1 protein-coding gene is annotated in these 1,394 nt (G+C 38.4%); it reads left to right on the plus strand.

Annotation, left to right across the window (positions count from 1 at the left end; all coding sequences use genetic code 11):
• Positions 1 to 73: 73 nt before the first annotated feature.
• Positions 74 to 1,378 carry an IS4 family transposase gene (locus tag FTU69_RS14640; protein ID WP_163142058.1) on the plus strand — a complete coding sequence of 435 codons (1,305 nt, stop codon included), beginning with the start codon at positions 74 to 76 and terminating at the stop codon, positions 1,376 to 1,378.
• Positions 1,379 to 1,394: the final 16 nt, after the last annotated feature.

Genomic DNA, 1,394 nt, shown 5'->3' on the forward strand with positions numbered 1-1,394 from the left:
TAATGCCAGTCAGTTAAGCAAATTTTAGTAAAATGTAGTAAAAATGAGTGTATGTAAATACGCTCATTTTTTTATGTCTTTATCTGAACATTTAGAATCCACTCTTGAACATTCTCTCCCATCACTCAACCATTTTTGTGAACTTATTGATTTAAATTGGATTGAAACAAGCCTGCATCAAACAGGTAAGGCATCAATCAGAAGGAGAAAATTACCTGCTGAGCATGTGGTTTGGCTTGTTATTGGGCTTGCCTTGTTTCGCAATCAACCCATCAGCTATGTGGTAGAGCAATTAAACCTCGTGTTTGGTACAACAGAATATTGTGTTCCTAGTGCAGCAGTCCAAGCACGACAACGTTTAGGACAAGAGCCTTTAAGTACCTTATTCTCTCTGCTCAGCCAAGCATGGTTTGATGAAACACAGCAACAATATTCAAGCTTTCAAGGACTTAGCATATGTGCTGTTGATGGGGTGGTTTGGTCTATGCCGCTGACCGAAGAGAACTTTAATCATTTTGGCTCATCTAAAGGTAAAACTGCTGTAGCACCTTACCCACAAGTGAGAGCCACGTGCCTAGTCAATACCAATACCCATGAAATCATAGATGCCCAAATAGGCAGTATGGATCAGGGTGAACTCACATTAGGAAATCAATTATCTCCTCCGGCACAAAGTATTACATTATTTGATCGAGCTTATTTCTCTGCTGATTTTCTAATAGGGTGGCAAACACGTGCAGAATCAAGTCATTGGCTGATGCGAGCAAAAGATAATTTACGTTATGAAATTATTAAACGGAATTCCCCACATGATTTTCATATCAGGATGCCAATATCAGCTAGAGCCAAGAAACTTAACCCAACGTTAGGGGATTATTGGGAGGCACGTTTGATTGAAGTTGAGCAGGCAGGAAAAATCAGACGTTACATTACTTCATTATTAGATTCAAAGACATACCCACTTATAGCCTTGGCAAAGTTATATGCTCAGCGTTGGGAAATTGAAATGTGTTACCGAGAAATTAAAAGCAATTTACAGAAAGGTAAGCTCTTAAGAAGCAAGCAACCAGACTTAATTTATCAAGAATTATGGGGTGTCTTGATTGCTTATAATGTTCTAAGAAGACAAATGAAATATATGGCTCAACGAGCTAAAGTAAGTCCTTTGAGAATCAGTTTTCATATTGCATCTATCGCTATTCTTAATTTACTCAGATTCGACTCTTTGGCTTCTGCAGGTAATCTCCCCAAACATCTGGAAAGTTTAATGGAGAAATCTGATAGATATGTTTTACCTGAGAGACGGATGAGGAGTTATCCAAGGGTTGTAAAAGGAAAACCTCAAAAATACCCAAGAAAAAGCCAGTCAATCTCTTAACTGACTGGCATTACTC

The organism is Acinetobacter sp. YH12134 (assembly GCF_013418555.1).
In the GTDB taxonomy this organism is placed as follows: Bacteria; Pseudomonadota; Gammaproteobacteria; order Pseudomonadales; family Moraxellaceae; genus Acinetobacter; species Acinetobacter indicus.

Coding starts and splice junctions, on each gene's coding strand:
- FTU69_RS14640 (WP_163142058.1), top strand. CDS start 74: ATGTCTTTATCTGAACATTTAGAATCCACTCTTGAACATTCTCTCCCA.